A 26,037-nucleotide genomic window follows, 5' to 3' on the forward strand; every position below is an offset into this window, starting at 1 on the left:
CCCCCGCTCACCGGTTTCCCTCCCGTACTCGCCCCGGACACGCGCATCGTGATCCTCGGCAGCTTTCCCGGCGAAGCCTCGCTGGCGGCGCAGCAGTACTACGCCCATCCGCGCAACCAGCTCTGGCGCCTGCTGTCGGCCGTGCTCGGCGATACGCTGACCGGCTTGCCGTACGAGCAACGGCTGCAAAAGCTGTTGTCGCGCCGGATCGGTCTGTGGGACGTGCTGGCCGCCTGCGAGCGCGAAGGCAGCCTCGACACCGCGATCCGCAATGCGCAGTCGAACGACTTCGCGTTGCTGAAACGGCAGTGCCCGGACCTGGACAAGGTGTGCTTCAATGGCAAGACATCCGGGCGTTTCGAGCCGCAATTCGCGCAGGCGGGCTTCCGCACGCTGGTGCTGCCCTCGTCCTCCCCGGCCAACGCGCAACTCTCCTTCGAGCAAAAACTGGCGGTATGGAAGAATATCCTTCTGTAGAATTGCAGAAACCCATACCGGCGCCGCGCCCTGCGCGGCCCTTACAAAAACAGCATGCTCATCAAACGCAACTCCATGGAAGCGCAGGCCAACAGCAAGGCGGGGCCGGGCAAGGCCCGCGCGCGGCGCAAGCCGAAATTCGCCCCCATCACCCTGTCCGAAGAAAACGGCGTCGTCTTCCTCCATTTCGGCAATGAATGGATACAGGGCGCGATGCGCGTGCGCAAGCCATTCTGGATCGAACTCGAATATGCGCAGCAGATGATGGCGTGGATGCTCTTCAACCGCGAGCCCCAGCACGTCGCCCAGCTCGGCCTCGGCACCGGCGCGCTGACCAAGTTCTGCTACAAGCAGTTTCCGCAGATGCAGGTGACCGCGGTGGAGCTGAACCCGGCGGTAATCTCGGTTTGCGCAACCCTGTTCCGGATGCCGCCGCCTGACGAGCGCCTGGCCGTCCATGAAATGGATGCGATGGACTATGTCACCGACAGCGCCAACCACGGCATCCTCGACGCGCTGCAGGCCGACCTCTACGATGCCACGGTGCAGGGCCCGGTGCTGGACAGCTTCGAGTTCTACCAGGCCTGTTCCGCCTGTCTCAAGCCGGACGGCATCATGACGGTCAACCTGTTCGGCGACCATCCCAGCTACGGGAAGAATTACAAGGCGATGCGCCATGCGTTCGCCGACGTCATCTGCCTGCCGCCGGTGCATGAAGGCAACGTGGTCGCGCTCGGCTTCAATACCCGCCCCGAACTCGACTTCCCCGCGCTGTACGAGCGGGCCGCGGAAATCACCGCCGCCACCCGGCTTCCCGCAAAAGCCTGGGTCAACGGCCTGAAGGCATGGCAAACGGCGCAAGCCAACAACCGCAGGAGTCCGACAACGTGAACGCCCGAGCCGATCATCCCGCCGCCGCCCCGCAGCACAAACCCGTGCCCAAGGCGCTCGACCTGCATCAGATCTTCAGCTGGATGCTGGCCGACGGCCTGATCGACAAGGCAGACGTCAAGGCGCGCTACAACGAAGCGCAGGGCCTGTTGCGCAACGCATCGGCCAGCATGCATCCGCTGACCGCGGTCGCGCAGATCAAGCTGCATTCGGCGGTCGCGCCGCACAAGCAGCTCACCCTCGACTGGCTGACCGAATGGATGGCGGGCAAGGCGAAGCTGCCCTTCTTCCGCATCGACCCGCTCAAGATCGACTTCACCCGCGTGGCCGACGTGATGTCGGCCACCTATGCGGCGCGCTTCAACATCCTGCCGGTGGAAATGACGCCGGCCGAGGTGGTGGTCGCCACCGCCGACCCGTTCGTGCTGGAATGGGAAGCCGAGATCGCCAAGATCACGCGGCGCAACGTAAAGCTGGTGGTGGCCAATCCGCTCGACATCGCCCAGTACACCGCGCAGTTCTTCACGCTGGCTAAGTCGATCAAGGGCGCGAACAAGAGCGGCCAGCACGACCTTGCGCTGCGCAACAACTTCGAACAGCTGGTCGAACTCGGCAAGGCCAACAAGACGCTCGACGCCAACGACCAGCACATCGTCAACATCGTCGACTGGCTGTGGCAGTACGCGTTCGAACAGCGCGCCTCCGATATTCACCTCGAACCCAAGCGCGAGCTCGGCGTGATCCGCTTCCGCATCGACGGCGTGCTGCACCAGGTCTACCAGGTGCCGGCGGCGGTCCTGATCGCGATGACCGCGCGCATCAAGCTGCTCGGGCGCATGGACGTAATCGAAAAGCGCCGCCCGCAGGATGGCCGCATCAAGACGCGCACCTCAGGCGGACAGGAAATCGAGCTGCGCCTGTCGACGCTGCCCACCGCCTTCGGCGAAAAGCTGGTGATGCGTATCTTCGACCCGGACGTCGTGGTCAAGACACTGCCCGAACTCGGTTTTCCAGCGGACGACGCGAAGCGCTGGGACATGCTCACCTCGCGCCCGCACGGCATCATCCTGGTTACCGGCCCGACCGGCTCGGGCAAGACCACCACGCTGTACACCACGCTCAAGGCGCTGGCGACCTCGGAAGTCAACGTCTGCACGGTGGAAGACCCGATCGAAATGGTCGAAGGGTCATTCAACCAGATGCAGGTGCAGCACGGCATCGACCTGTCGTTCGCCGACGGCGTGCGCGCGCTGATGCGGCAGGACCCGGACATCATCATGGTCGGCGAGATACGCGACCTCGAAACCGCGGAAATGGCGATCCAGGCGGCGCTGACCGGACACCTGGTGCTGTCGACGCTGCATACCAACGATGCGCCGTCGGCGGTGATGCGCCTGCTGGAACTCGGCGTGCCCTATTACCTGCTGGAAGCCACGCTGATTGGCATCATGGCGCAGCGCCTGGTGCGCACGCTGTGCTCCGACTGCAAGAAGGCGGAAGGCGAGATATCGGACGAAGTCTGGGATGGGCTGACGGAAGGCTGGAAGATGCCGAAACCCGCCACCCTCTACCGCCCGGTCGGCTGCCCGGAATGCCGGCAGACCGGCTACCGCGGCCGCACCGGGCTGTATGAATTGCTGACGGTCACCCAGCCGTTCTCGCAGCTGATCAGGGAAGAAACCAATATCCATGCGCTCAAGCAGCAAAGCGTCAAGGATGGCATGAAGCCGCTGCGGGTGGCCGGCGCGCTGAAAGTGATCGAAGGCGTGACCACGGTGGATGAAGTGCTGAAGGTGACGTCGGCGCTGACCTGACAGAGGGCCGCGCGGCAAAAAAGTTTCCCGGCGGGCTTTGACTCTGCGCGGAAGTTATTGCTATAATCTTCGTCTTCGTTGGGTCGTTAGCTCAGTTGGTAGAGCAGCGGACTCTTAATCCGTAGGTCGAGTGTTCGAGCCACTCACGACCCACCAGCGAATTCAAGCCCGGTCAAGCGACCGGGCTTTTCATTTACTGAAGTGGAAGTTATCGGTTTGCCCATGTAGCTCAGTGGCAGAGCACTCCCTTGGTAAGGGAGAGGTCGGCAGTTCAATCCTGCCCATGGGCACCAGTCGCTACAAGAACAGAAAGCGGCGGCTCCTCGATGGAGCCGCCGCTTTTTTTTCCCCTCCGCTCCATCATCGCGCAGCGTGAGCGCCCGTCGTCTCCGCCGCCGCATGCAGCCAGCAAGGGCAGCATGACGCCAGCGGGAAAGCCGCTTCAGCTGGCCGGCGTTGCTGCCGGCGTCGTTGCTGCCGGTGCTGTTGCCGGTACCGCCTCGGGGTTACGCCCGGATTCCCAGATACCGCTGCGGCCCTCGCTGTCGCTCCAGGTGCCGGAACCGCCTCCGTCCGCATTCAGGCCGCCCCGCAGAGTCACGTCACTGCCCCCGATCGTAAGCCTGGTGATCGTGCCGTCATTCGCCACTTGGCCACTGAGGGGCGCGCTGGTCAGTGTTGCCACATCAATCCAGTCTCCCGTCAGGTTTCCCGCCTGGTCGACCGTAATGAGGGCCGTTCCCTCGACGCCTTCAAGCGCATCCAAGTTGGTGGTCGGCACAACATTAGTTACATCCGTCACGCCAGGACTCCCCGCAACCACGCCCCATGCCCCCGCAAAGTCCGCCGTCGTCGTCGCGCGCGGCACCACGGTGCTGGTCGTCCCCTGGCCGAACTGGTTCGCCACCGCCGCCATCCCGTTGCGCAGTGCGCCGGGCAGGCTGCCGGGCTCGTAGAACGCCTGCGCCGCAGGCGCTGCCGGCGTGCGGTCGAGCGCGGCGCCGTCCAGCTTGCCGTCGGTGAAGTCGCGCGCGAGCTGCTCGGTGATGCCAAGCGCGGGCGTCCTCGATGCAGGCTGGCGCGTCGCTGCCGCCTTCACCAGGCCGCCGATGACGGTTTCGGCGATGCCGTAACGGTTCGCCGGCAACGCATTGCTGGGGCTGGTGTTGTCGATCGGCGTGGGCAGCGTCTTTGCAGACACCAGTTTCACGCTCTCTGGTAGCGTGGCGTTGACGGCGTCCAGCACCGCCTTGTTCGCCGCCTGCACCTGCGCTGCCGTCAGCCCCCTGAGGTCGCCTTCGGTCCGCAGTTGCGCGCCGCCGGATGCAACCGCCTGCGCATTGCCTGCGAAATTGTTGAGGGCGTAGCGATACGCGGCTTCGGTGAGCGGCGTGACGCCGACGTTCTCGTCGAAGCGGTCAACCAGCGCATGCAGCACCTGCCCCGGGCCAAAGTCGGTCATCTGCGCCGTGCCTTCGTCATAGTATTTCGCGCCGGCCTGGCCGGTCAGCGTCAGCAGGACCGGGCCGTCGGAGGCAACCGGGCGGATCGTGACCAGGCCGTTCACGCTGTCGGTCAGCGCCGAGCCAAGCACGACGCCGTCCGACAGCCGGGTCACGGTCATGAGCGCGCCGACCACCTTGCCTTCGCCGCCGCCCGCGCCGGCCGCGCCCCCGCCGCCGCCGCTACCGCCGCCACCTCCTCCGCTGCCGCCGCCACCATCGCCGCCGCCGGCGCCGCCGCCCCTGCTCGCGCAAGCCAGTCCGGTCGTCGGCACGGCACCCAGACCGTCCGGGTAAACCGCATTGAGATCGCCGGTGAAGCCGGTGCTGATGTACGCGCAGGGCCGCAACTGCTCCACCACGCCGGGTGTGCCGTTGCTGTTGCCGTCGCCGCCAGGCGTGATGATCGGCGGGATGGCGGCCGGCGGCACGGCACCGGTGCCAGTACCAGGACTGGTACCAGGAGTGGTACTAGTGCTGGTACTGGCACCGGGATTGGCAGCTGGATTGGCAGCGGGACTGGTTCCGGCGCTGGCCGAAGGCGGCAGCGTCTCCAGCCCGGCTGGCGCAGCCGCGGCCGGCGCTTCGCCGCCGCCCCCTCCGCCGCAAGCGGAGAGCGCCGCCGCGAGCACGGCGGCGCCGGCCGCTTTCCAGTTCATCATCGGTAACAAGTCCATGCGCGGGAAGTTCATGAGCATTCCTTTCCTGTCCTGTCTGGTTGGCCTGAAAAATCCTGTTGCTGTGCTGCTTCGTATGCCCGTTCCCGGTCATCGCACGCTGTTGTGGCTGACCTTGTTGCCCTGGCTTCCCTTCGCCACCGGGAAGTCGGCGACTCCCGTGGGCACCATCGTGACCGGGGTCTGCATGCCGTTGGTGAGCGACGCCACTTCATAGCCGAGGTAATAATCGAGTCCGCGGTGCGTGATCACGCCCTGCCGCCGGTAGTCCGCCGCGCCGTCGATGCCGGCCACCAGCGCCTTGGTGAACGCGCCGTTGCCCCAGTCGATGCTTTCCAGCGACTGCTGCCTGCCGTGGCTCGCGGAAAACACGATCACCCCGTGCTCGGGGCTGGAAAACTTGTTGGCGATGCGCGTCAGGTCGGTCTGGCTGAGGATGCCCAGCGATTTTCCCGAATAGCAGGTATCGACGAAGAACAGGGTCTTGCCGCGCATGTTGGACAGGACATCGCGGAACTGCGCCTCCGGGATCGCGGTGGCCGCGAGCTTGCCGACGTCCGAGTCGTGGGTCAGGAAGTAGTAGGTATCGTCGACGTCGTTGACACCGTGCCCGGCGATGAACAAGATGCCGACGTCATCCGGTCCGGGCGCCGTCTTGAGCCAGGTCAATCCCTGCAGCACCGCTTCGCGGGTGGCGTTGCGGTCGACCAGCACGCGCGCTTCCACATGCTTGTAGAACAGGCCGCTTTGCCGGCGCAGCGAGCGCGTGAAGTCGTCGGCGTCCTTGCCCGGCAGGTTGAGCTTGAACTTGGGATTGGCATAATCGCCCACGCCGACTGCAAGCAGGTATAGCGTGGGCCGCTTGTCGGCCGGCCGGGGCGGCGGCGCGGCTTCGGCCGGACGCGGCTTGTAGGTGTAGCGCATGGTGGCCGGCGCCGAGGTGCCGTTCGCATTGCTGGCGAACACCTGCACCACCGCATTGCGTTGCGGCAGCGTCAGCGTCAGCTTGCCCGCGGTTTCGCCGACCGGCAGCAGCGACGGCTGCGTGTCGCCCAGTTCATAGGGCCTGCCGTCCACCCGTACATACACCGTCGCCGGCGGGCTGTCCTCGGGCGCGAACAGCCGGTACTCGAGCGTGACCTTGCTGTCGCTGCTTTCCACCGACCCGGGTGTCAGCAGCGTGACCACCGGCGGCAGGATCTCCTTCACCTGCGCCGGCCGCACCAGTTCCCGCACCCGTTCCTGCGCATGCGCATCCGACTGCTGCGCCAGCTGCTGGCGCTGCGCGTTGGCAGAGGCGAGCGCCTTGCCCGGATCGCGTTCCACCAGCATCCGGTCGAGCACATCGGGACGGAAGTAGTGTTCGCGGAAGCGCGAGATCGGATAGTAGTCGGCCTGCTCGCCGGTCTTGCGGTTGACGGTCCAGCCGATCAGGCTTTCCGAGCCCATGCCGGCATCGAAATAGCCATCCTCCGTCCATAGCACCCACTTTCCGTCGGGTGTCGCGAACAGCGACATCAGCATCGCGCCATCCTCCACGCGCCGCCAGCGTATCGTGCCGTCGGCCATCGCCACCGCGAACACGCGTCCGTCGGCGCTGACATTGACGGCGCGCGCTTCGGTGGCCAGCGGCATCATCCACATCTGGCTGCCCGACGCATCGAAGCGGCGCAGTGCGCGGCTGGTGGCGAGCACGACGCCGGCCTCGTCCGGAAGCACGGCGGACGCGCGCGCGATTTCGGTCGGCTGCATCGGCACCGGCTTGCCGGCCACGCTGGCCTTGAAGGAATTTTCCCAGCCGCTGACTTCGATGCGCGATCCGCTCGGCGTCGCGGCCCGCGTCGCCTCCCCCGGCCCTTCGCGCAGCCGCCTTCCGTCCACGGAAAAATTGAAGATCTTTCCGCCCGGCGCAAAGCGCCAGGCGACGACGCCGGCATCGTCGCTGATGCTCAGCACCCGGCTGTCATAGAACTGCGCGCTTTTTGCCTTGACCACCACGTCGGCGCGCTTGTCCTTCAGCACGCCCCAGCTCGACTCCACGGTCGCGAAGAGCAGGCGCCCGTCCTTCAGCGGCAGCAGGTCGGTGACGGAATTGGTGGCCGCCGGAATGTCGCTCGCCGCGCCATCCGGCCACGCGATGCGTTTCACCACGAAGCTGTTGGCGCCGCGGTAACCGGAGCCGCCGGCATACAGCGCCGCGCCGTCGCTCTGCCACGCGACGTTGCGCAGGTTGCCCTGTTCGATGTCGTCGAATACGAAAGACCTGGCCAGCGCAGCGGACGCGAGGTCGAACACGTCGACCTGCACTTCCCGGCCGTTCTTGCGGGACAGGTAGCCGACCGCCAGCAGGTTGCCCTGCGGCGAAAAATGCACGCCGCGCGGGTCCGGCAGGCTGGCGCGCAGCGTCGCGCCGCGCCGCACGCCGTTACCGTCGGCCTGGTACAGGCGTATCGTCTGGTCCGACACCGGCAGCGCGATCATGCCGCTGGCCGAAAACGTCAGCGACCAAGCGTCGGCGGGCAGGGTTTCCTCATGCACCAGCCTGCCGCCGTCGTCGAACACGCGGAACGCGGGCTCGCCTGCATACGCAGCGGCAAGCAGCTTGCCGTCGGGCGACCATTGCAGCCGCTTGATATCACCGCCGCGCGCATCGTAGGAAGTCACGAACGCCATGCTGCGCAGGTTGTACAGGTAGATCCTGTGCGCGCCGCCGGCAGCTGCGGTAGTGCCGGCAAGCGCCAGCATGCCGCCCGGCGACACCGCCGCCGCATACAGCCGCCCGAGGTGGTCCCCGCCGACCGGCGGGTGCAGCGTTCCGACCGGTTCGCCGCTGCGGATGTCCCACACCCGCGCGCTCTTGTCGTCGCCCGCGGTCACCACCAGGTTCTCGGACGCGTCCACCGCGATCTGGCGGATTGCCGCAGTATGGCTGCCGTTGTCGAGCGTGAGCACCGGCACCTGCGGGTCCGCTGCCAGCACCGGTATCGCAAGCGTGATGAGCAGCAGCGCGAGGAACGCCGCCGCAAGACGCAAGGCATGTTGGCGGGATGGAAGGCGTTTCATCGCGGAATCCTCTTCAGGTCGATGCTTTGGACTTCCGCGTCCCTGCCGCTGTCGCCGCAGCCGCCGCGTGCGTCGGGCCGGAAGCAGAAGTCTCCTGTCAGGCTGCTGCTCTCCCAGGGGACCTGCGCATGCCGGGTTTCCTGCATGACTGCCTGGCGCACACGCTTGAACAGCAGTTCCACCGGCAGTCCCTCGACGCGCATTTGCGCCGCGAGCTGCCGGGTGTAGACGCTGTTGCCGGCGCGGCCGCCGTCGATGGCGACAGCACCGGGGGAGGTGGAATAGGCGATCAGGGTGCCGCGCGGCGCATTCGCCGCAGCCAGTCCCTGCTGCGCATTGTTGTTGACGCCGCGCCCCTTGATGTTCCCCGCCAGCAGCGGAAACGGGGAACTGCGGCAGGCGTCGAGAATCACGATGTTCACGCCATCATCGAAGCGCGACAAGCGGTCGACGATGTCCATCGCATTGATCGCCTTGAACGGCACTTCATCCTCGGCGCGGATATCGGCATCGACCGGGATGAGAAAATTCTTGCCGCCGCTTTGCACGCCATGGCCGGCGAAATAAAAGATACGGCTATGGGAACCGGCGGATGCGCTGATCCAGCTGCGCGCGGCATCCAGCGTACGCTGCATCGGCGCGTTCACGATGCTGACCACGCGATAGCCGAGTTCGTCCAGCGTGTCGCCGATCAGGCGCGCGTCATTGACCGGGTTGCGCAGCGGCGAGACGCCATAGTCGCCGTTCCCGATCACCAGCGCGCTCGATCCCGTCCCTTGCGCGCGCGCGAGTCCGGCGCCTGCGTAACAGCATGCCGCGGCGGCGGCGGCCTTGAGCAGCTGCCGGCGGGTATGGCGGCAGGCCGTAAATGTGGTTCCAGGCTGATTGTTCACCTGCCGCTCCTTGTAACCCTAGCGCTGGCTTCCCGAATTGCGTTCCACCGACACCGACTCGATGATGGGCGAGGTAACCAGTGACTTGGCCAGCGCCTGCACATCGCCGCGTTTCGCCGTCAGCCGGTATTCGCCCAGCTGCGACGGGCCGGCGACGATCTCTGCCCCTTCGCGCAGCAGCAGCGCGCGCAAATCCTTTTCCGGCGTGGATTCCCGCACCTGCACCACGATGGTGGGAAGGGCCGGCGCTCCCAGCGCGCGGTATTGATCTTCGCTCTCGGTCGCGGGCTGCATCAGCAGCAGCGCGATCACGCCGGCCTGCAGCGTGCATGCCATCGCCCATCCGGCCTGGCCGCCGGTAATACGGGAAGCGGCATCGCGCATGCGTTGCCACAGGCTGGCCCATCGCCCGGGCCGGCCGGGCACGGCACGAGCGGTCTTGCTGTCCGTGCGCACCAGTTCCTGCAGCCGGCGCAGGCCGGCATCCGCGGGCTGCGCGTCGATCTGCCGCGCCACCTCGTTGGCGACCGAGCGTTCCAGTTCGAGGTCGAAGCGCGCATCCGGCTCGCGCACGAGATAGGCGTCGACCCAGTTGCGGTCAGCCTCCCCGAGGGTGCGGTTCACGTACCACGGCAGCAGGTCGAGGAAACGCTCGTAATCGCTGTCTTTGGAGAGGGTGCCGGTCGTATCCATGTCGCTTCCAGTTCAAATCCGCTGCAGGCAGGTCTTCAGGTTTTTCCTCGCATGGAACAGGCGGGTTTTCACGGTGTTTTCCGGGACCGACTGCACCTGCGCCACTTCCGCCAGGCTCAAGCCTTCATAAAAAACCAGCTGCATGCATTCGCGGTGCGGCGCAGTCAGCTTTTCCATGCATCCGATGACCGCATCCCGCTGCTGGCGCAACTCCATGTGCATCATCGGTGTATGCTCCGGCGACTCGAATACCTCCGCATAGTCGTCGATGCACTCATGCGCCGCGCCCCGCGCGCGCACCGTGTTCAGGATCTTGAAGTGCGCGATGCCCAGCACCCAGGTCGATACCTTCGACTCGCCCCGGAACCGTCCAGGGTTTTTCCAGACTTCGAACAGCGTGTCGGCCACCACCGTTTCCGCATCATGCGCGTCGCTCAGGCGATGCAGCGCAAATGCGAAGATGCGGCGGGAAAACAACTGGTGCAGCTCGGTCAACGCATTCTCGTCGCGCCGCTCGATCCGCTGCAGCAGCGTTTTCAGCTGCACGTCATCCGGTTCTTTCAGCCTGGCCATCGCTGCCCTGTCATCCCAGCACCCGGAACTGCACCCGGCGGTTGACGCCCTCCGTCGGCGCCTTTCCCTGCATCGGCTCGGTCGATCCCTTTCCCACCGGCTGCAGACGCCCGGGGTCGATGCCGTAACGCTGCACCAGGGTCTTGAACACCGTGAACGCGCGCTCCCAGGACAGCATCATGTTGCGCTGCGGGTCGCCGGAGGCGTCGGTATGGCCTTCCACCAGCAACTGCAGGTTCGGCTCGCGCAGCAGGAGGCCGGCAATCGCGTCGATGTACTGCATCGACGCCTTGTTGATCTGCGCGCTGCCGAGGTCGAAGTTCACCGGCACCGCGATCGCCGGCGCGCCGTCCTGCGCCGGCCCTCCGGACGCGCCGTTCGAGGCGACGCCGGAGGCGCCGCTGCTGGCCGTGCCCGGCCGGCCGAATTCCCGTGTCTGGCCGTTCATCTCCTGCTCCTGCCGCTTTTGCGCCGGCGGAGAAGCCGGAGCGTCGGCCGAGTCCTGCCACTCGATGCCGCGGCCCTGGATCCGCGCCGGCCGGTTCGCCGGCGCCGAATCCGGTGTCGCCGGCTTGCGCAGCGCTTCCTGCAACTGCTCCACCGACGGCGGCGTATCGAAGTACGTCACCTGCGCGACCGCCGCGGCCGCGGGCAAGGCCAGCGCGGCGGCCGCGGCACATTGCAGTGCAAAGAATTTCAAAAGCTCCATCGCATCACTCCCTTTCTGTAGGCGCCGCTCAATTCCCGATGCGAACGCTGTCGTGCCCGTACATGCCGGCCTGCCCCTGCACCACGCCGCCGACCGACACATTGTTCGAGCCGCCGCCGTCCGCGTTGCCGACACTCATCGACTGGTTGTTCATCGCGCCCGCCTGCCCCTGCACGACGCTGCCGACCCGTACGTTGCTCTGGCCGGCGCCGGAGGCATTGCCGATCCGCAGCCGCTGGTTGTTCAGCGCGCCCGCCTGCCCCTGCATCACGTTGCCTACGGTGACATTCGACTTGCCGTTGCCGCTCGCATTGCCGATCTCGGCCTGCTGGTTGTTTAGCGCGCCCGCTTGTCCCTGGTTGAGCGAACCCACCGTCACCCTGGCGCTGCCGTTGCCGCTGGCATTGCCTACCGATGCGCTCTGGCGGTTCAGCGCGCCTGCCTGGACCTGGTTCATGCTGCGCACAGTCGTGTCCGTCTTGCCATTGCCGGAGGCGCTGCCGATCCTCGCGTTCTGCTCGTTGAGCGCGCCGAACTGGGACTGCGAGCCGGAACCCAGTTCCGCCCTGGCGCGTGCGTTGCCGCTGGCGTTGCCGACTTCCAGCGACTGGTTGTTCAGCGCGCCGGCCTGGGTCTGCCGGGTATTGCGCACACTGGTCTGCGAGCTCGCGTTGCCGCTGGCGTTACCCGCCGACAGGCCCTGCCGGTTCAGCGCACCCATCTGGTTCTGGCGCACATTGCTTGCGTTGGTGTTGCTCTTGCCTTCACGCGCCATGTTGCCGAGATTGATGGTCTGCTCCTGCATCGGCCCGGTCTGCTGCTGGGTCACGCCGTTGAGGGTGGTTGACTGCGCCGATGCGCCGGCCGATGCGGAGGCAGCGAGCGCGAGCATCGCGATGCGGATGAGGTGTTTTTGATTTGCCATGATCGGCTCCTGGAAGATGGGGTTAGAACTGCTCTATCGAACCTGCTCCTGCAATGTCCTGCTTCACTTGCGGCTTGCCGCGGTAACGCAGCATCCCGGAGCCGTCGACCTTGGCCTGCAGCGACTTCGTTGCCCAGACGGTCACATTGCCGGCGCCGGACAGATCGACCACGCTGCGCTCGGTTTCAGTCTGCTCGCCCTGGTAGGCGCCGGAACCGCCGACGCGCACTTCCTGCTGGGTCGCGCGCCCCGAGCTCGTGATCGTTCCGCTTGCCTGTGAGTCGATCAAAAGTGATTTCAGGTTCAAATTACTGAGCTTCACGTCGCCCGATCCGGCGGCGACGACGGCGAGCTGGTCGCCGCGCACGCCGTCCACCGTCACGTTGCCGGCCGCATTCATCTCCAGCCGCTTGAGCGCGCGCGTGTCGATCTCCACCACCAGCGGCTGCTGCGTGGAGAACGACCCGCGCGCCGCCACCTTCAGCACCGAGCCGTTGACGCTGACATCGATCTTTTCCAGCAGCGCCGGCTCGGCGGTCACATTCACATGCGACTTCCCGGACTGGCGGATACGCACCTCGGCCGGGATTTCCACCGTCACTTGCGTAAATGCCGGAAGGTCCTTGTCGCGCGACTGCGTGTCCGCCGCCTGCACCGGCAATGCGAGCGCCGCCGCGGACAGCACTGCAGCCGCATGCCACCTATTTCCTGCCCGTTTCAACAATGCAAAGTCCATGATTCATGTCCATGAGTTGTACCGAACCGCCGGCGCCGCTGCGCATTTCGACGACACCTGCCGACTTTTCCGCCGGCGCGGCGACGCGGCTTTCATAAATGAGCTTTCCGTACTGCCAGCAGCGCACCCTGTCTTCCTGCCGCCGTCCCTTCGCGGCATCGGCGGCGCGGCGCGAGTTGACCGAGCGCAGGTCGACGTTGGAGCTGCCGTCGTCCGGACCGTTGGCGGGCGCGGCGTCCGCCGAAAGGCTGGCGGCGGCCAGCGCGAACGCGATCAGCTTATTGCGGCTTGACATTGAACACTCCGACGCCGACGTCCGTGCCGGCAACCTTTCTGAAGCCGTCGGTCAGGCTGTTGAGGTTTGCCACACCGCCGGCATTAGCGAGCGGCCTGGCGCCGAGATCCTGGGGCGCGGCATAGCAGGCCACCGTTTCGGTCATGCTCTTGCCATTGGCGACGAAGCGGAACGGCTGGTTGCCGGGGAAGCGCATCTTCACGCCGCCCTTGGTCGCGGCGCTCGGGCTGGCAGGATTCGGAAAGAACTGGCTGATGCGGCCGTTCTCGTCGATCAGGTAGCAGTACATGAAGCTGTCCTGGCTCAGCAGCACCTCGACGCTGTACATCTCGCCGCGCCGGAGCGGCCGCCCGTCGCCCTGCGGATTGACGATCGTGACCGTGGTCTGCGCTGCGGCCTGCGGCGGCGGCGGCGTGAAGGTATCGGCCACCGGCACTTCCTTCAGCATGGTCTTGGCCTTGACCTGCATCTTCGCGTGATCGGCGGCCAGATAGCGGCGGAAGAACTCGAAGTTCACGTTCGCGTCGCCGTTCAGGCCGAGCGCCTGCTGGTAGGCGCGCACCGCCTCGATGAAGGCGGGATTGGCGCGGCCGTCCACTTCGCCGCGGTACAGTCCGCGCGCGCGCATCTGGTTCTGGAAGTACACGACCAGCGATTGCGGATCCTGCACGAAGGTTTCCCACCAGTCGCGCATTTCGGCGTCGACGGCCGGATCCTTGTCGGTCAGGCCCAGGCAAGTCCAGTACGGCGTCTTGGTCAGCTTGCCGAACAGCTCGATCGCCGCCAGCTCGGTCAGCATGCGCAAGGCCTGCGCCTGTCCTTCGCTGCGCGACATGGTGTAGTTGAAATTGGCGCCGAATTTCTTGAACGACAGTTCGCCGTCCACGCCGGTGCCCTCGCGCAGGATCTGCACCGAATTGCGCGCGGTGACGCCGGGCACCAGCGACAGGTCGTCGGTGCGGATCACGTTCAGGTCCAGCCCCATGATGGAAGCGCTGGCCTGCTTGGCCACGCTGCTGCTGAGCGGGCCGAGGCTCACGCCCGCGTCGCCCTGCTTCTTGACCATCGATTCGTCGAATTGCGAAATCGAGCCGCGCGTCGAGAATTCCGGCACGGTCTCGAAGGCCTTGATCGACTGGTTCTGTATATAGGCGCCGAGCGTGGTATCGGTCACCACGCCGAACGCGACCAGGCGGACCGCCTTGCTCCTGCGCGTCATCTGCGACACTGCGGAAATGAACATATCCTTGGTGCCGGCCTTGACCTTCGATGTCTGGTCGCTGAGGTCCTCGATCAGCATCGAGATGTCATGCACGCCATAGTTGATGAACAGGATGTCCATGCAGCGCAGGCCCTGGGCAAAGGTCGTTTCGGTGAGGTGCGGCTTGGTTTCCGGGCCCTTGCGCATTTCCTCGGCGGTCTGCGCCACGTCTTCCTTGAACTGCAGGGTGCGGCTGGCGCAGCCGAACTGGCCGGCGAGAAGCGCCACCGACACCAGAATTGCCGCAGAGCGTCTGGTCCTTGCGTGCATGGCGCTCACCGGCAGTTCGTGGCGTTGATGACGTTGCCGGTCACCACGACCGTGGTTTCGCGCTGGGCGATCGCGGCGGCGCCGCGCTTGGGCGCGTCGTTGTTGCCGATATCGATCTTGCCGCAGCTTTCCTTGTCGCGCACCTTGTTACCCGCGTTCATTTCATTCTGCTGCCGCTTCTGCTTGAGCTTTTCGCGGTTGACCTTGGCGGCCAGATCCGGCTCCATATCGATGATGTCTGCGCTGGCGGCAAGCGCCGGGGACGCTGCCGCCCACCATCCGGCAAGGGCAAGCAAGGCGGCGGTACGGGTGTAAGACATCATTGCGAAGCTCCTCGATGAAGTGGGCGGCAAGGTAGGTATTCACACTGTCGCTGGCGCCGGCGCCTTCCCGGCGCCGGCGTTCGCGGCCTGGATTACTTCTCGACGTTACCGGCGCGCAGGGACTGGTTGTTGCCCATGCCGCCGGACTGGCTCTGCGCGACGTCATTGGCGCGCACGTCGGTCTTGCCGCCGCCCTTGGCGCTGCCCATTTCCATCAGCTGCTTGTTGCCCATGCCGCCGCTTTGCGACTGCGACAGGTTGTTGGTGCGGACGTTGGATTTGCCGCCGTTGGACACTTCGCCCAGCTTCAGCTGTTGGGAATTGCCCATGCCGCCGCTCTGCGACTGCCGGGTCTTGTTCGCGGTGACGTTGGACTCGCCGCCGTTGGTGACCTTGCCGAATTCTGCGCTCTGGGTGTTCCCCATGCCGCCCTGCTGCGATCCGCTGTAGTCGGTGATCCGGGTCTGCGACTTGCCGCTGCCCTTGACGTTGCCCGCTTCGAATTTCTGGTTGTTGCCCATGCCGCCCTGCTGGTTCTGCTTGATGTTGTCCAGGTTGACGCTGGACTCCTGGCTGAACGCGCTGCCTGCGGCGAACAGGGTGGCGACGAGTGCGATGGCGGATGCTGAGGTTTTCATGAAAGATCTCCTGGATTGGTAAAGGGTTCGTTGACCGGTTGGGAAAATCGAGCCGTGCAGCGGCGAGCTATCCTGTGATGTCGTTGCTGATCGGTTCTTGCACCTGAGTCGCAGTGGCGGGCGATACGGTTCAAATCTTTTTGTGCTGGCTCGCTGGACTCTTATTGCGCCCGGGAACAGTGACGAACACTGCAATATTTCCCGGGGCAAGGATTCGCGGCACACCAACGATTGAAATGTCACACCACGTCCTCCGATCTTTCGCGTACACGCTCCGGTCGGAACGCGATGCATTGATTCTGTATTTAGTGGATGTGAAGAACCATGGTACAAATGGGCTAGACAGGTGCTTTACCGGGCAGATGTATGACGTGGCGCAGAAGGAGAGACGACTGCCGGCAGGCATGGCAGCAGCAATGCAAGCGGGCAAGAAGCGCGACGGTCACGCGGCGGCCGTGACACAAAGTGAATAAATTTGATCTAGATCGGCTTCAGCGCACATGGTCACGATTTATAGTGCGTGGACGCGCAAGGAGGCAGAGACCGACCCGAACGAAAGCCAGGGAGCCGACCGAATTCAAGGAGTAGCGATGAAGGCTTTCGCTAGCACCCTGGCCGATCTGCACTATGCGTCGCAGCACGCGTCGCCTCATGAATTCTCTGCGGAAGCTGTCCGCTTGCTGCGCAAGTGGATAGAGTTCGACGGCGGGGTGCTGGGCACCGGATATGCCGAGGGAAAGATGGAGGACGCCCTCGGCATCGCGGACGCCCATATTTACAACCGCTCTCCCGATATCCTGACCGATTATCCGGACGTGTCAGCCAGCGATCCCCTGACCCAATCGTTCATGTCGGGGCTGTGCGAGCCCTTGCTCTGTTCCTGTCCGTCTTACTATGCGGCGCGCAACCTGGCCGCGCTTGAGAAGTACGCGCGGCGCCACGACATCAATGAACTGATGTTGTTCGGCGCTCCTCCCCAGGAAAGGCTTGGGGCGCGCTGGTTCGTCGCATACCGGGGCGACAACCGCCCTTTCAGCGGCCAGGACGCGAATTACCTCCATGCATTCTGGTTAAACCTGAGCATCGCGATGGACGCCAACCGCAGCCGCCTGCTCGAAGAGATTTTTCCCGAGCAAGGTGATCGCGCCGTAGCGCTGATCAATTGGCGCGGCATCCTTATCGCGGCCGATCCTCTGTTCCAGAGGCTGCTGCAGCTGGAATGGCCGGGGCACCGCCAGCCGCGGCTGCCCGCCCCACTATGGGAGTGCGCCGTAACGAATGCCGGCTACCAGGGAAAGCGGATCGAGGTTCGTTTTTCGCGGCAACGCGGCCAGCTGATGTGCCACGCGCGCGAGGCGCTGATCCTGCCCAAGCTGACGCCTTCAGAAAGCCGCGTCGCTGCATTGTTTTCCGCGGGAATGAGCCATAAGGAAGTTGCGCAGCATCTGGGCGTGTCGCAGTTTACAGTGCGCAATCATCTCAAGAGCTCGTACAGCAAGCTCGGTCTGCACGACAAGGCCGAGCTCGCCCGCTACATGGTCGCGCAGGCACCGGCGGGACTGCAGGCGCCGTACAGGGAAACTGAACGCGCAGGAGGGTGAAACCCGGCGTGAGCCATGCGCGGCCCGCCTTCCGCAGCCGCGATAAAATGCTTGACCTTCCCATCGTGGGCACCTCTAGCATCCAGGTTCACCCCAACAACACCCGCCAGGAGTCGAAACATGTATGAATTGAAAGTCGAAGGAATGAGCTGCGGCCATTGCGTCAATGCCGTCACGAAGTCGGTGCAGGCAGTGGATGCCGGTGCCAGCGTGGATGTCGACCTGCCGCAGCAGAAAGTCACGGTGAACTCCGGCGCGCCGCTGGAGGCAATCACCGCAGCGGTCGCAGATGCAGGCTATCCCGTGCTGGCCAGCTCGGTGCGCTGACTCGGTGCCGCGGCGCGCGGCGCGGTTCAGTGGCAGGAAGCGCCCTCGCCCGGCGCTTCCAGGCTGTGCAGGATGGGACAATCCGGGCGGTGGTCACCCGAGCACGCATGTTCCAGGTGGCGCAGCGTGTCGCGCATTTCGGTCAGCTCGCGGATGCGCTTGTCGAGCTCTGCCAGGTGCGTGCGGGTGATCGCCTTCACGTCGGCGCTCGCGCGCTCCGGGTCCTGCCACAGCGACAGCAGGTCCTGGATCTGCTCCAGCGAAAAACCGAGGGTGCGTGCCCGCTTGATGAAACGCAGCGTGTGCACGTCGTTGTCGCCATAAATCCGGTAACCCGACTCGGTGCGCCGCCCCGCCCTGATCAACCCGATGCTTTCGTAATAGCGGATCATCTTGGCGGTGACGCCCGATGCCTTGGAAGCTTCCCCGATATTCATTTTCTTCCTCCTAGCGCGGACCAGCGGCGCAGCAGCAAGGCATTCGTGATCACGCTGACGGAACTGAACGCCATCGCGGCGCCGGCGATGACCGGACTCAATAATCCGAACGCGGCCAGCGGAATGCCCACCAGGTTGTAGACGAAGGCCCAGAACAGGTTCTGTCGGATCTTGCGGTAGGTGCGCCGCGATATATCGATCGCATCCGGCACCAGCGCCGGGTCGCCGCGCATCAGGGTGACGCCGGCCGCATGCATCGCGACGTCGGTGCCGGTCGCCATCGCGATGCCGACGTCGGCTGCGGCCAGCGCCGGCGCATCGTTGATGCCGTCGCCGACCATCGCCACCACCTGCCCTTCGCCTTTCAGGCTGGCGATCTTGTTCGCCTTGTCGGCCGGCAGCACTTCCGCAATGACCTGGTCGATGCCAAGCGCCTTGCCCACCGTCGCCGCGCTACCCTTGTTATCGCCGGTCAGCAGCACGGTCTTGACGCCGAGCGCATGCAGGCCGGCCACTGCCTGCTGCGCCGATGCCTTCACCCGGTCGCCGAAGGCCAGCAGCCCGAGCAGGCGCTGCGCGCCGTCGTCCGCCATCAGCCAGGAGATGGTATTGCCCTGCTGCTCCAGCGCTGCGGCGGCCTCGGCCAGCCGCCCGGGAGCGATCCCGGACTCCTGCAGCAGCCGGCTGCTGCCCAGCTTGAGCGCGCGGCCGCCGACGACGGCAGCGACTCCGCGCCCCGGCAGCGCCGCGACCTGCGCGGCCGCCGGAACGGCGATGCCCTTTGCCTTTGCCGCCTCCACCACCGCCCGTGCCAGCGGGTGCTCGCTGCCTTGCTGTATCGCCGCCGCCAGCCGGATCAGCTCCGCTTCATCCAGGCCCTCCGGAAGCGCGGCCGTCAGTGCCGGCTTGCCTTCGGTGAGCGTGCCGGTCTTGTCGAACACGACGGTGGTCACCGCATGCGCCAGTTCCAGCGCTTCCGCATCCTTGATCAGGATGCCATGGCGCGCGCCGACGCCGGTGCCGGCCATGATTGCCGCCGGCGTTGCCAGACCGAGCGCGCACGGGCAGGCGATCACCAGCACCGCCACCGCATTGATGATGGAAGATTCGATGTCGCCCCCCGCGATCCACCAGCCGGCGAAGGTCAGGAGCGCGATCGCGAGCACCACCGGCACGAAGACCGCGCTGACCTTGTCGACCAGGTGCTGGATCGGCGCCTTCGCCGACTGCGCGCTTTCGACCAGCCGGATGATGCGCGCAAGCGTCGTCTCGCTGCCCACCGCGGTCGTCTTCACCAGCAGCAGGCCTTCCGCATTGATCGATCCGCCAGTCACCTTGTCGCCCCCCTGTTTGGCGACCGGCAGGCTTTCGCCGGTGATCAGCGACTCGTCGATATGGCTGCGCCCTTCCTGCACCACGCCGTCCACCGCCACCCGCTCGCCGGGCCGCACCACGACGATATCGCCGAGCCGCACCTGGGCGATCGGCACCTCGGTTTCCGCATCGCCGCGCCGCACCCGCGCCACGTCCGGCCGCAATACCTGCAGCGCGCGGATCGCGTCGGCAGTCTGGCGCTTGGCGCGCGTTTCCAGCCACTTCCCGAGCAGTACCAGCGTGATCACCACCGCCGCCGCTTCGAAATACAAATGCGGCATGCCATCCGACCGGTGGATGAACAGCAGGTAGACGCTCAGGCCGTATGCGGCACTGGTGCCGAGCGCCACCAGCAGGTCCATGTTGCCGGCGCCCGCCTTGAGCGCCTTCCAGCCGGCGCGGTAAAAGCGCGCACCCAGCCAGAACTGCACCGGCGTGGCGAGTGCGAGCTGCGCCCATCCGGACAGCATCCAGTGCACGCCGGCCAGCTCCAGCAACATCGGGATGATCAGCGGCAGCGACAGCAGCGCCGCGATGATGACTTTCAGCAATCCATCATCGCGCCTGGCCTCGATTGCCGGTGCCGCCGTGCCGTCGTCGCGCAGCCGCGCGTGATAGCCGGCCGCCTCGACTGCGGCGACCAGCGTATCGGCGCCGCCCCCGGACGCCATCCGCACATGCGCGCTCTCGCCGGCCAGGTTGACGCTGGCATCGAGTACGCCCGGCGCCTTGCGCAGGGCTTTTTCCACCCGGCCCACGCAGGACGCGCAGCTCATTCCCTCGATCTGCAAGTCCCATTCCTGCTGTGCAAGCTGGTAGCCGGCCTTTTCGATCGCCTGCTGCACCTTGCCGGCATCCACGCCGCGCTCGGCGACCACGCGCGCGCGCTCGGTGCCGAGATTCACATCGGCGGAAGCGACGCCGGGAATCGCGCGCAAGGCCTTTTCAACACGGTTGACGCAGGATGCGCAAGTCATGCCCTCGATGGCAACATCGATTTCATGCATGCCCGCGGCGGAAGAAACAGTGGATAACGGAAGCGCGTTGCCCATGGTACAGCTCCTGGTTGATTCAGCATGCCTGCATTATCGACCTTACCATGATGGGAAGGTCAAGCAGGGAATCAAGCCGGGGAAAAAATCTCGTCCAGCGCGTGTTCCACGCGCGGGTAGCGCAGGCGCACGCCGAGTTCGGCACGCAGCCGCAGATTGGAGAGCCGCCGTGATTCCGACATGAAAGACAACAACACCGGCGACACCGCGTGCCGCAATTCCTCGCGCGGCAGTCGCGGCGGCCGCGCGAGGCCGGCGCGGTCGGCCACCGCGTCGAAGTAGTCCGCCATCTTCATGTCCGAATCGTCCACCGCGTGATAAACACGGCAGCACTGCGCCCGGAACAGGGCCTGCGCGATGATGCGCGCAAGGTCGTCGGCATGGATGTGGTTCGTATACACGTCATCCTCCGGCCGCAGCGCCGGCGTGCCCTTCTGCAAGCGCTCCAGCGGCAGGCGGCCGGCGGCGTAAATGCCGGGCACGCGCAGGATGGAAAGGCGCGAACCGGAACGTCGGGCCCACCCGCGCAGCACCCGTTCGGCATCGACCCGGCGCTTCGCGCGCGGGTTTTGCGGATTGACGGTGCGGGTCTCGTCCACCAGCATGCCGCCGCAGTCGCCGTACACACCGGTCGTGCTCACATAAACCAGGTTCCCGCCGTCGGGTAAAATGGCGGTCAAATTCCGGGTGCGGCGGTCGATCAGGCCCTCGGCCGGTGGCGGCGCCAGGTGCACGACCCAGCGGGCCAGGCGCGCGAGCCGCGCCAGCGTCGCAGGCTGGTCGAGATCTGCGATGACCGGCACCGCGCCGGCGGCACGCAGTTCTTCACTGCGAACGGCCTGGCTGGTGACGGCAAACACGCGGAAGCGATCGCGCACGAGGGGCAAGAGGCGCATGCCGACATCGCCGCAGCCGACGATCAGGAGGCGCGGCCGGCCGAAGCCCGGCGCAGTCAGGTTGATTTTTTTATTCATCGTCGAGATTGTATGACTTTCCAAGTAACCGTTCAGCCCAGCGGCAGGCAGTTCAGCTGCGATGAAGGCGAAACCGTATTGACCGCCGCGATCCGTGCCGGCGTCGGCCTGCCCTACGGCTGCAAGAATGGCGCCTGCGGCACCTGCAAGGGCAAGCTGCTGGAAGGCAGCGTCAGCCACCGCGCGCACCAGGAAAAGGCGCTGCCCGTCGCCGAAGAGGAAAAGGGCCTGTCGCTGTTCTGCTGCGCCACGCCGCATTCCGACATCGTGATCGAGGCGCGCGAAGTGCTCGGCGCCGGCGAGTTCCCGATCAAGAAGCTGCCGACCCGCGTGGCGAAGCTGGACAAGGTGGCCGACGACGTGATGGTGGTGTCGCTGCAGCTGCCTGCCAACGAAAGGCTGCAGTACAAGGCCGGCCAGTACATCGAGTTCCTGCTCAAGGACGGCAAGCGCCGCAGCTACAGCATGGCCAACGCGCCGCACCTGGACGAGCACCTGACGCTGCACATCCGCCACATGAGCGGCGGCGCGTTCACCGACCATGTGTTCAACAACATGAAGGAGCGCGACATCCTGCGCTTCGAAGGACCGCTGGGCACCTTCTTCCTGCGCGAGGATTCGGACAAGCCGATGGTGCTGCTCGCCTCCGGCACCGGCTTTGCGCCGATCAAGGCGATCGTCGAGCATGCGATCCACCAGAAGACGCAACGGCCGATGGTGCTGTACTGGGGCGGCCGCCGTCCGAAGGACCTGTACATGCATGCGCTGTGCGAGGAATGGGCGCGCACCGTGCCGAACTTCAGGTATGTGCCGGTGGTGTCCGACGCCAAGTCCGAGGACAACTGGCAAGGCCGCGCCGGCTTCGTGCACCGCGCGGTGATGGACGACCTGCCGGACCTGTCCGGCTGGCAGGTCTATGCCTGCGGCGCACCGGTGATGGTCGATTCCGCCAAGCGCGATTTCGTCGCCTGCTGCAAGCTGCCGGAGCAGGAGTTCTATGCGGACGCGTTCACTTCCGAGGCCGATCTTGCTGTTGATATGGCAACGAAATAGTTTTTGACGCAGTGCAGAAAACATCATAATATTGACCGCATGAACATGACAGCCAAACTCCTGCGACGCCGTGCCCTGCTGCCTCAGCCCGGGAAGCCGTGCGTGTAAGCGTTTGCTGCTCACAAAGCCACAGGCCTGCCCTGTGGCTTTTTTTTTGATCCTTGCCCCTTTCCATCTTTACCCCTTTTCGATCTTTGCCCGTTTCAGTCCAGGAGCCCGCCATGGAATTCAACCAGTACGACGTCAACGCCCTCATGCAGATCACCAACCGGCCTTCGCTGGTGTTCACCGAGGGCCGCGGCATGTGGCTGACCGACCACAAGGGCAAGCGCTACCTCGACTACCTGCAGGGCTGGGCGGTGAACTGCCTCGGCCATTCGCCGCAATGCATCGCCGACGCGGTGAACGCTCAGGTCGGCAAGCTGATCAATCCGTCGCCCGCGTTCTACAACGAGCCGTCGATCATCCTCGCTTCGATGCTCACCGCGAATTCCTGCTTCGACCGCGTGTTCTTCGCCAACAGCGGCGCGGAAGCGAATGAGGGCGCGATCAAGCTGGCGCGCAAATGGGGCAAGCTGAACAGGAATGCGGCCGGCGAGAACCGCCATGAAATCATCACCTTCAACCACGGCTTCCACGGCCGCACGCTGGCCACCATGTCGGCCAGCGGCAAGGCGGGCTGGGACACGATGTTCGCGCCGCAGGTGCCGGGTTTCGCAAAGGCGGAGCTGAACGACATCGCGAGCGTCGAAAGTCTCATCACCGACAAGACCGTCGCGGTCATGCTGGAGCCGGTACAGGGCGAAAGCGGCGTCATCCCCGCGACCCGCGAATTCATGCAGGCGCTGCGCGCGCTGACGAAGCAGCGCAATCTGCTCCTGATCGTCGATGAAGTGCAGGCCGGCATGGGCCGCACCGGCGAACTGTTCGCCTACCAGCTGTCGGGCATCGAACCGGACATGATGACCCTCGGCAAGGGTATCGGCGGCGGCGTGCCGTTGTCGGCGCTGCTGGCGCGCGAAGAAGTCGCCTGCTTCGAACCGGGCGAACAGGGCGGCACCTACAACGGCAACCCGCTGATGACCGCCGCCGGCATCGCGGTGCTGAGCGAATTGCTCAAGCCCGGCTTCCTGCAATCGGTGAAGGACACTGGCGGCTATCTGCGTGCCGAACTGCTCAAGCTGTGCGACAAGCACGGCCTCGAGGGCGAGCGCGGCGAAGGGCTGCTGCGCGCGCTCAAGCTCGGCAAGGAAATCGGTCCCAAGATCGTCGAGACCGCGCGCGACATGGAACCGGTCGGCCTGCTGCTGAACTCGCCGCGTCCTGACCTGCTGCGCTTCATGCCGGCATTGAATGTCACGACGGAAGAAATCGACCAGATGATTTCCATGCTGTCCGATGTGCTGACCAGGCTGGGCCACTGATTTTCGCCGCCGTCCGGTGTTGGGCCGGAGTGAAAGCGCAGCGGCGTTTCCCCCTGCGATTCGCTGACAAAGAATGCCCTGCGCCGCCGCGCATGCTCACCATGGGTCCCCGCCTTCGCGGGGACGACGAAGGGTGGTGGACGCTAGTGTGAGCTGAAATGCGCTGCTCGATCGCAGCCGCATGCGGCAAACAAAAAGGCCATCCCGGCAACTACCGGGATGGCCCTGCGCACAACCGGCTGCGTGCCTTACTTCTTGCGCGCCGGCGGCAAGTCGGTGCAGACGCCTTCGAACGCTTCGGCCGCCATGCCGATCGTCTCGCCCAGCGTCGGATGCGGATGGATGGTCTTGCCGATATCCACCGCATCGGCGCCCATCTCGATGGCCAGCGCGATCTCGCCGATCATGTCGCCCGCATGGGTGCCGACGATGCCGCCGCCGACGATACGATGGGTTTCGGCGTCGAACAGCAGCTTGGTGAAGCCCTCGTCGCGCCCGTTCGCGGTCGCGCGGCCGCTCGCCATCCATGGGAACAGGCCCTTTTCCAGCTTGATGCCCTTGGCCTTGGCTTCATCCTCGGTGATGCCGACCCATGCCACTTCCGGATCGGTGTAGGCCACCGACGGAATCACGCGCGCGTCGAAGAAGGACTTCTGCCCCGCAGCGACTTCCGCGGCAACGTGCGCCTCATGCACCGCCTTGTGCGCCAGCATCGGCTGGCCGATGATGTCGCCGATGGCGAAGATGTGCGGCACGTTGGTGCGCATCTGCGCATCGACGTTGATGAAGCCGCGATCGGTGACGGCCACGCCGGCCTTGTCGGCGGCGATCTTCTTGCCGTTCGGGCTGCGGCCCACCGCCACCAGCACCATGTCGTACAACTGCGGCTCGGGCGCGGTGGCCGACGGATCGGCCGCCTCGAACGTGACCTTGATGCCTTCCTTCAGCGCCTCGACCGCGACCGTCTTGGTCTTGGTCATCACCTTGTCGAAACGCTTCTCGTTGAACTTCTGCCAGACCTTGACCATGTCGCGGTCCGCGCCCTGCATCAGGCCCTCCATCATCTCGACCACGTCGATGCGCGTGCCAAGGGTGGAGTACACCGTCGCCATTTCCAGGCCGATGATGCCGCCGCCGATCACCAGCATGCGCTTGGGCACCTGGCGCAGCTCGAGCGCGCCGGTGGAATCGACGATGCGCGGATCTTCCGGCACGAAGGGCAGCTTCACCACGGCGGAGCCGGCGGCGATAATCGCCTGCTTGAACTGCACCGTCTTCTTGCTGCCGTCGGCAGCCGTCACTTCCAGGTGGTTGGGGCTCAGGAACTGGCCCACGCCCTGCACCACGTTCACCTTGCGCGCCTTGGCCATGCCGGCCAGGCCGCCGGTCATCTTCTTGATGACCTTGTCCTTGTAGTCGCGCAGCTTGTCGATATCGATCTCGGGCTTGCCGAAGGAAATACCGTGCGCGGCCATCGCCGCCGCCTCGTCGATCACCGCGGCCACATGCAGCAGCGCCTTGGACGGAATGCAGCCGACATTCAGGCAGACGCCGCCGAGCGCCGCATATTTTTCCACCAGCACCGTGTTCATGCCGAGGTCGGCGGAGCGGAACGCGGCGGAATAGCCGCCGGGGCCCGCGCCCAGCACCAGCATGTCGCACTGAATGTCGGCGGCGCCGCCGTAGCTTGCCGCCTGCGGCACGACCGCGGCGGGTGCCGGCGCCGGCGCGGCCGCCGCAGCGGCGGAGGTGGCGGTTCCATAACCGGCCGATGCCTGCGCGGAGGCGGCGGCGGTCGCGCCGGATGCTTCCAGCGTCAGCAGCAGCGAGCCTTCCGATACCTTGTCGCCGAGCTTGACCTTGAGCTCCTTGATCACGCCCGCATGGCTGGACGGAATTTCCATGCTCGCCTTGTCGGATTCGACGGTGACCAGCGACTGGTCAGCCTTGATCGTATCGCCAGCCTTGACCAGCACTTCGATGACTTCGACTTCCTTGAAGTCGCCGATGTCGGGGACCTTTACCTCAACCACGCTCATAGCCTTGCTCCATATT

23 protein-coding genes and 2 tRNA genes are annotated in these 26,037 nt (G+C 65.4%); 9 read left to right on the top strand and 16 right to left on the bottom strand.

Going from position 1 to position 26,037, the window contains the following annotated elements; genetic code table 11:
- From VEC01_RS19430 to VEC01_RS19450, 5 genes are all read left to right on the top strand, one after another.
- A partial coding sequence (locus VEC01_RS19430; protein ID WP_324902570.1) for a DNA-deoxyinosine glycosylase occupies positions 1-477 on the top strand: 477 nt, incomplete at its 5' end.
- A gap of 54 nt (positions 478-531) precedes the next feature.
- The gene (locus VEC01_RS19435) at positions 532-1,368 is read left to right on the top strand and encodes a methyltransferase (protein WP_324902571.1); all 837 of its coding nucleotides are present in this window, start codon (positions 532-534) and stop codon (positions 1,366-1,368) included.
- 83 nt (positions 1,369-1,451) lie between these two features.
- Positions 1,452-3,182: a GspE/PulE family protein gene (locus VEC01_RS19440; protein ID WP_324902637.1), complete on the top strand. Its 1,731-nt coding sequence runs from the start codon at positions 1,452-1,454 to the stop codon at positions 3,180-3,182.
- A gap of 80 nt (positions 3,183-3,262) precedes the next feature.
- Positions 3,263-3,338, top strand: a tRNA-Lys gene (locus VEC01_RS19445).
- A gap of 62 nt (positions 3,339-3,400) precedes the next feature.
- Positions 3,401-3,475, top strand: a tRNA-Thr gene (locus VEC01_RS19450).
- Positions 3,476-3,624: 149 nt separating this feature from the next.
- Here the strand turns inward: VEC01_RS19450 and VEC01_RS19455 are convergent.
- The 12 genes from VEC01_RS19455 to VEC01_RS19510 form a co-directional block, all read right to left on the bottom strand.
- Positions 3,625-5,376, bottom strand: coding sequence for a hypothetical protein (locus VEC01_RS19455; RefSeq protein WP_324902572.1), 1,752 nt, complete (start codon positions 5,374-5,376; stop codon positions 3,625-3,627).
- Between the two features lie 75 nt (positions 5,377-5,451).
- On the bottom strand, positions 5,452-8,424 hold the full coding sequence (locus VEC01_RS19460) for a caspase family protein (RefSeq protein ID WP_324902573.1): 2,973 nt from the start codon (positions 8,422-8,424) through the stop codon (positions 5,452-5,454).
- The gene (locus VEC01_RS19465) at positions 8,421-9,317 is read right to left on the bottom strand and encodes a caspase family protein (RefSeq protein ID WP_324902574.1); all 897 of its coding nucleotides are present in this window, start codon (positions 9,315-9,317) and stop codon (positions 8,421-8,423) included. Before VEC01_RS19465 ends, VEC01_RS19460 begins: the two co-directional genes overlap by 4 nt.
- Positions 9,318-9,335: 18 nt before the next feature.
- A complete protein-coding gene (locus VEC01_RS19470; protein ID WP_324902575.1) occupies positions 9,336-10,010 on the bottom strand; it encodes a hypothetical protein in 675 nt (224 codons plus the stop codon).
- 12 nt (positions 10,011-10,022) lie between these two features.
- A complete protein-coding gene (locus VEC01_RS19475; RefSeq protein WP_324902576.1) occupies positions 10,023-10,583 on the bottom strand; it encodes an RNA polymerase sigma factor in 561 nt (186 codons plus the stop codon).
- A 10-nt stretch (positions 10,584-10,593) separates the two neighbouring features.
- Complete coding sequence (locus tag VEC01_RS19480) at positions 10,594-11,292, bottom strand: OmpA family protein (RefSeq protein WP_324902577.1); 699 nt, start codon at positions 11,290-11,292, stop codon at positions 10,594-10,596.
- Between the two features lie 28 nt (positions 11,293-11,320).
- Positions 11,321-12,217, bottom strand: coding sequence for a hypothetical protein (locus tag VEC01_RS19485; protein WP_324902578.1), 897 nt, complete (start codon positions 12,215-12,217; stop codon positions 11,321-11,323).
- Between the two features lie 22 nt (positions 12,218-12,239).
- Entirely contained in the window at positions 12,240-12,953 is a 714-nt protein-coding gene (locus VEC01_RS19490) for a head GIN domain-containing protein (RefSeq protein ID WP_324902579.1), read from the bottom strand.
- Complete coding sequence (locus VEC01_RS19495; protein ID WP_324902580.1) at positions 12,919-13,248, bottom strand: hypothetical protein; 330 nt, start codon at positions 13,246-13,248, stop codon at positions 12,919-12,921. Before VEC01_RS19495 ends, VEC01_RS19490 begins: the two co-directional genes overlap by 35 nt.
- Positions 13,232-14,779 (bottom strand): DUF4384 domain-containing protein, encoded by a 1,548-nt coding sequence (locus VEC01_RS19500; RefSeq protein ID WP_324902581.1) that lies wholly within the window; start codon positions 14,777-14,779, stop codon positions 13,232-13,234. Before VEC01_RS19500 ends, VEC01_RS19495 begins: the two co-directional genes overlap by 17 nt.
- Before the next feature lie 5 nt (positions 14,780-14,784).
- A complete protein-coding gene (locus VEC01_RS19505) occupies positions 14,785-15,102 on the bottom strand; it encodes a hypothetical protein (RefSeq protein ID WP_324902582.1) in 318 nt (105 codons plus the stop codon).
- A gap of 92 nt (positions 15,103-15,194) precedes the next feature.
- Positions 15,195-15,740 (bottom strand): hypothetical protein, encoded by a 546-nt coding sequence (locus VEC01_RS19510; protein WP_324902583.1) that lies wholly within the window; start codon positions 15,738-15,740, stop codon positions 15,195-15,197.
- Positions 15,741-16,240: 500 nt separating this feature from the next.
- Here VEC01_RS19510 and VEC01_RS19515 point away from each other — a divergent pair, with 500 nt between their 5' ends.
- Both VEC01_RS19515 and VEC01_RS19520 read left to right on the top strand, forming a co-directional pair.
- Positions 16,241-17,341: a helix-turn-helix transcriptional regulator gene (locus tag VEC01_RS19515; protein WP_324902584.1), complete on the top strand. Its 1,101-nt coding sequence runs from the start codon at positions 16,241-16,243 to the stop codon at positions 17,339-17,341.
- Between the two features lie 120 nt (positions 17,342-17,461).
- Positions 17,462-17,668, top strand: a complete 207-nt coding sequence (locus VEC01_RS19520; RefSeq protein ID WP_324902585.1) for a heavy-metal-associated domain-containing protein — start codon at positions 17,462-17,464, stop codon at positions 17,666-17,668.
- Between the two features lie 26 nt (positions 17,669-17,694).
- On the opposite strand, the gene cueR is transcribed toward VEC01_RS19520, so the two are convergent.
- The 3 genes from cueR to VEC01_RS19535 form a co-directional block, all read right to left on the bottom strand.
- Entirely contained in the window at positions 17,695-18,105 is a 411-nt protein-coding gene (cueR, locus tag VEC01_RS19525) for a Cu(I)-responsive transcriptional regulator (protein WP_324902586.1), read from the bottom strand.
- The gene (locus VEC01_RS19530; protein WP_324902587.1) at positions 18,102-20,531 is read right to left on the bottom strand and encodes a heavy metal translocating P-type ATPase; all 2,430 of its coding nucleotides are present in this window, start codon (positions 20,529-20,531) and stop codon (positions 18,102-18,104) included. Before VEC01_RS19530 ends, cueR begins: the two co-directional genes overlap by 4 nt.
- A 71-nt stretch (positions 20,532-20,602) precedes the next feature.
- Complete coding sequence (locus VEC01_RS19535) at positions 20,603-21,505, bottom strand: SDR family oxidoreductase (RefSeq protein ID WP_324902588.1); 903 nt, start codon at positions 21,503-21,505, stop codon at positions 20,603-20,605.
- Between the two features lie 12 nt (positions 21,506-21,517).
- Between VEC01_RS19535 and VEC01_RS19540 the strand changes: the two genes are divergently transcribed.
- Positions 21,518-22,558, top strand: a complete 1,041-nt coding sequence (locus VEC01_RS19540; RefSeq protein ID WP_324902589.1) for a CDP-6-deoxy-delta-3,4-glucoseen reductase — start codon at positions 21,518-21,520, stop codon at positions 22,556-22,558.
- Between the two features lie 221 nt (positions 22,559-22,779).
- Positions 22,780-23,982: an acetylornithine transaminase gene (locus VEC01_RS19545; protein WP_324902590.1), complete on the top strand. Its 1,203-nt coding sequence runs from the start codon at positions 22,780-22,782 to the stop codon at positions 23,980-23,982.
- A 248-nt stretch (positions 23,983-24,230) separates the two neighbouring features.
- Here the strand turns inward: VEC01_RS19545 and lpdA are convergent, their stop codons facing one another.
- Entirely contained in the window at positions 24,231-26,021 is a 1,791-nt protein-coding gene (lpdA, locus tag VEC01_RS19550; protein ID WP_324902591.1) for a dihydrolipoyl dehydrogenase, read from the bottom strand.
- Positions 26,022-26,037: the final 16 nt, after the last annotated feature.

It is taken from the genome of Noviherbaspirillum sp., from assembly GCF_035627455.1.
In the GTDB taxonomy this organism is placed as follows: Bacteria; Pseudomonadota; Gammaproteobacteria; order Burkholderiales; family Burkholderiaceae_D; genus Noviherbaspirillum.

Coding starts and splice junctions, on each gene's coding strand:
- VEC01_RS19435 (WP_324902571.1), top strand. CDS start 532: ATGCTCATCAAACGCAACTCCATGGAAGCGCAGGCCAACAGCAAGGCG.
- VEC01_RS19440 (WP_324902637.1), top strand. CDS start 1,452: ATGCTGGCCGACGGCCTGATCGACAAGGCAGACGTCAAGGCGCGCTAC.
- VEC01_RS19455 (WP_324902572.1), bottom strand. CDS start 5,376: ATGAACTTCCCGCGCATGGACTTGTTACCGATGATGAACTGGAAAGCG.
- VEC01_RS19460 (WP_324902573.1), bottom strand. CDS start 8,424: ATGAAACGCCTTCCATCCCGCCAACATGCCTTGCGTCTTGCGGCGGCG.
- VEC01_RS19470 (WP_324902575.1), bottom strand. CDS start 10,010: ATGGATACGACCGGCACCCTCTCCAAAGACAGCGATTACGAGCGTTTC.
- VEC01_RS19475 (WP_324902576.1), bottom strand. CDS start 10,583: ATGGCCAGGCTGAAAGAACCGGATGACGTGCAGCTGAAAACGCTGCTG.
- VEC01_RS19480 (WP_324902577.1), bottom strand. CDS start 11,292: ATGGAGCTTTTGAAATTCTTTGCACTGCAATGTGCCGCGGCCGCCGCG.
- VEC01_RS19485 (WP_324902578.1), bottom strand. CDS start 12,217: ATGGCAAATCAAAAACACCTCATCCGCATCGCGATGCTCGCGCTCGCT.
- VEC01_RS19490 (WP_324902579.1), bottom strand. CDS start 12,953: ATGGACTTTGCATTGTTGAAACGGGCAGGAAATAGGTGGCATGCGGCT.
- VEC01_RS19495 (WP_324902580.1), bottom strand. CDS start 13,248: ATGTCAAGCCGCAATAAGCTGATCGCGTTCGCGCTGGCCGCCGCCAGC.
- VEC01_RS19500 (WP_324902581.1), bottom strand. CDS start 14,779: ATGCACGCAAGGACCAGACGCTCTGCGGCAATTCTGGTGTCGGTGGCG.
- VEC01_RS19505 (WP_324902582.1), bottom strand. CDS start 15,102: ATGATGTCTTACACCCGTACCGCCGCCTTGCTTGCCCTTGCCGGATGG.
- VEC01_RS19510 (WP_324902583.1), bottom strand. CDS start 15,740: ATGAAAACCTCAGCATCCGCCATCGCACTCGTCGCCACCCTGTTCGCC.
- VEC01_RS19515 (WP_324902584.1), top strand. CDS start 16,241: ATGGTCACGATTTATAGTGCGTGGACGCGCAAGGAGGCAGAGACCGAC.
- VEC01_RS19520 (WP_324902585.1), top strand. CDS start 17,462: ATGTATGAATTGAAAGTCGAAGGAATGAGCTGCGGCCATTGCGTCAAT.
- cueR (WP_324902586.1), bottom strand. CDS start 18,105: ATGAATATCGGGGAAGCTTCCAAGGCATCGGGCGTCACCGCCAAGATG.
- VEC01_RS19530 (WP_324902587.1), bottom strand. CDS start 20,531: ATGGGCAACGCGCTTCCGTTATCCACTGTTTCTTCCGCCGCGGGCATG.
- VEC01_RS19535 (WP_324902588.1), bottom strand. CDS start 21,505: ATGAATAAAAAAATCAACCTGACTGCGCCGGGCTTCGGCCGGCCGCGC.
- VEC01_RS19540 (WP_324902589.1), top strand. CDS start 21,518: ATGACTTTCCAAGTAACCGTTCAGCCCAGCGGCAGGCAGTTCAGCTGC.
- VEC01_RS19545 (WP_324902590.1), top strand. CDS start 22,780: ATGGAATTCAACCAGTACGACGTCAACGCCCTCATGCAGATCACCAAC.
- lpdA (WP_324902591.1), bottom strand. CDS start 26,021: ATGAGCGTGGTTGAGGTAAAGGTCCCCGACATCGGCGACTTCAAGGAA.